1 protein-coding gene is annotated in these 2,117 nt (G+C 65.0%); it reads right to left on the reverse strand.

Going from position 1 to position 2,117, the window contains the following annotated elements; all coding sequences use genetic code 11:
- Positions 1-197: 197 nt before the first annotated feature.
- A complete protein-coding gene (locus H5T65_14060) occupies positions 198-1,931 on the reverse strand; it encodes a dynamin family protein (protein MBC7260352.1) in 1,734 nt (577 codons plus the stop codon).
- Positions 1,932-2,117 lie beyond the last annotated feature (186 nt).

The following is a 2,117-nucleotide window of genomic DNA, read 5'->3' on the forward strand; positions in this document are numbered from 1 at the left end:
GGATACGATGCCTGCCCGCATTATAGCCGCCCCGCGCCCGAAGCACAAACGCGCAGGGCGTCGTCCCCTCTCCCGCCGGGAGAGGGCCAGGGTGAGGGGTGCACGCGGGGCTTCGCCCGTTCAGCCCGATGCTTCAGCGTCGGGCGGAATAACCTTCGCGGAGATTCGTGCTATCCGTGGATGACCGCAGCCCCGACTCACAGCCGCGCGATCTCGGCCTCCAGCCGCGCCATGGTCTCGGCGATGAGGCCCAGTTCCTGGCGGGTCTTGGTCAGGTGGTCGCGCTCGGAGCGGATAAAGCGGGTGTAGGGTTCAATCGCCTCTTCCAGTTTGCTCACGCTGCGATCCAGTTCGCGGTCAAACTGCCCCGTGAGCGCGGCGAGCAGCTTCTCGCGCAGGGAGGCGATCTTCGCGCGCAGTTCGTCCTTCGCCTTGCGACGGCGCGCCGGGATGACGAACAGCCCCAGCGCCGCCAGCGCCGTCGCAGCCACCACGCCGGTTACATCCATGGCCGTCGTGGAGAAGACCGCGGTGAGCACGGCGCCCAGGCCGATGGCGCCCACCTCCACTAGCGCCGTCGTCGCCACGGCCGTTCGCACCGAATCGGCCACCTGCGCGGCCTCGGCCTGGCGGTCGTAGGTCTCAATGGTACGCTGGGTCTCCCGCCAAACCGTCTGGAGCAGCCGATCGCGGTCGTAGTCAAACGTCCCGCCCACCTGCCCCACGACCCGCCCCGCGTGCACCGTGCGGCGTTCCGCCAGGCGATCCATCACCCCCTGCCACTGGCGCAGGTTCTTGGCCACGAGCCAGTCAATCACCTCAATCACGCGCCGCTCTATGGTCTGGGGCACGTCGCCCACCACCTGGCGCTCAAACTCGGCCTGGAGGCGGCTTTTGTTGAGGAGGTCAAAGATGCGGGCCAGCCGTATGGTCTCGTCAAAGTAGGCGATCCCGCGGTTCTCAAACTCGTGGAGGACATTTTCCACATCGGCCATGCGGAAACGAAAGTCGCGCCGCATGTCCTCGCGGTATGCCTGCATCTGGCGGTAGATGTCCTCAACGGCGGCGATGTCGTCTTTCAGCAGCGCCAGCCGCCCGTCAAGGGTTCCGAGCGCCGTGGCGATGAGCCGCTGGCCCACTTTGAGCGGGTTGCTGAACTTCAGGCGGATGCGCTCCTTCTCGTCCAGCGTCGCCACGATGTACGTCTCCAGCGCCTCAAAGCGGCTGCGGGCCAGGAGCGTCGCATCGTTCGTCTGTTTCGCGCGAAGGGCCTGCTTGGCCGAGACGGGGAAGACCTCGGGCGTGAAGCCCAGCAGCGCGCGGGCGTTCTCGGTGATGAAGGCCTCTATCTCCCTGACCTCGCCGTCCGATTCCAGGATGTCTATCTTGTTGAGGATGACGACGACCTTCTTGCCCCAGTTGCGGATGCGCTCCAGGAAGGCGCGCTCGCTTTCGGTGAAGGGGCGGTCCGCCGAGGTAACGAACAGCACCATGTCGGCGCGGGGCACGAACTCTTCGGTGATGGCCTCGTGCTCGCGCTGGATCGCGTTGGTGCCCGGCGTGTCCACGATGTTGATCTCCTGGAGCAAATCCAGCGGCGCTGTGATGACGTCAAGGGCCGCGCCCTGGGCCGTGCGCGCCACTTCCGGCCCGTACTTCAGCAGGTTGATGCGCGTGGTGGTAGGCGTTACGCCTTCCTCAAGGATGGGCTGGGCCAGCAGCGCGTTGATAAAGGCGCTCTTGCCCGAGTTGAACTCGCCGACCACCACCAGCAGGAACAACTCGTCCAGCATGTGGATGGATTGCGCCAACATCTCTTGATCTTTGGCGTCCAGGCCGAAACGGGCGAGCGCCACCTGCAGGTTGCCGAGGGCTCGGCGCTCTTCGGCCAGGATGCGGGCCTGGGTTTTATCCAGAATGCGGCGTAGCATGGGACCTCCCTTGTGCGCGTTCTGGGGTGCATGGTAACGGAGGCTGGCGAAGATGTCAAAGCCGATTTTGACGCGGCGCCGTATCTGCCCTATATTCGTGTCGGTTCCAAACTCTGTTAGTCTTGGCATGGGTACAGGTGCGACGCACTTCCGGAAGTGCGTCGCACCTGCGCACCAACACAAAAT

The organism is Chloroflexota bacterium (genome assembly GCA_014360805.1).
Taxonomy (GTDB): Bacteria; Chloroflexota; Anaerolineae; order DTLA01; family DTLA01; genus DTLA01.

What these genes read in the sequence shown, in the direction of transcription:
- H5T65_14060 (MBC7260352.1), bottom strand. Translation starts at nt 1,931, where the DNA reads ATGCTACGCCGCATTCTGGATAAAACCCAGGCCCGCATCCTGGCCGAA.